We start from the raw sequence: 691 nt of genomic DNA, 5'->3' as shown, positions 1-691 counted from the left end.
TACTGAAATTTCAGACTTTCCCATTCGAGGCCAGAAAGTTACGCTACATATCCGTCGCCGTCGCTGGACGGTACTGGATACCGGAGATATCATCACAAGAGATTGGAACCTAGTGCGTGAGGGCGCTCGAATGACTACGGAATTCGGGCTTTTTTTAAAGAAGATATTTGGATAGCTATCCTGTAAGCGCCCAATTGGTAGGTCTGTTCTTCCAGATGGACGGCAAACAACTACAGGATCAATACAAGAACCACCTCAGTGATTTCCATGACTGGGACCAAAAACCTCATGCTGAGAGCTGGACATTGTTTCCTGAAAACATCTCGGAACACCTGAGCATCGATGAGACCAGCTTCAGCAACGGTGATTTATATACCATTGTTAGCAGTAAATCGGCAAAAGGGCGTAAAGGAACGATTCTAGCAACTATTAAAGGCACAAAGGCTGAGGATATCATAGCTGTTTTTGAGCGAATACCCTTGCGATCAAGGAATAAGGTAAAGGAGGTGACCATGGATATGGCTCCCAACATGGCCAAGGCTATCCGTAGATGTTTCAGGAACGCTAGACGTGTGGTCGATCGGTTCCATGTCCAAAAGTTAGCCTATGATGCCGTTCAGGAACTCCGTATCAAATATCGTTGGGAAGTCTTGGATGCAGAAAGCAAGAAGATAATGGAATCGCGAAAGCG

At 45.9% G+C, this 691-nt stretch carries 2 protein-coding genes; both read left to right on the top strand.

All coding sequences use genetic code 11. From position 1 onward, the window contains the following. Positions 1-7: 7 nt before the first annotated feature. Positions 8-175 (top strand): ISAon1 family transposase N-terminal region protein, encoded by a 168-nt coding sequence (locus tag B2400_RS17925; RefSeq protein WP_422663668.1) that lies wholly within the window; start codon positions 8-10, stop codon positions 173-175. Next, on the top strand, positions 168-691 hold a 524-nt coding region (locus B2400_RS12430), incomplete at its 3' end, for an ISAon1 family transposase (protein WP_293933783.1). The genes B2400_RS17925 and B2400_RS12430, both read left to right, overlap by 8 nt.

Source organism: Sphingobacterium sp. UBA6645 (assembly GCF_002455685.1).
Classification (GTDB): Bacteria; Bacteroidota; Bacteroidia; order Sphingobacteriales; family Sphingobacteriaceae; genus Sphingobacterium; species Sphingobacterium hotanense.
The sequence above is the reverse complement of the archived record's forward strand: the minus strand, read 5'-3'. Positions and strand labels throughout refer to the sequence as shown.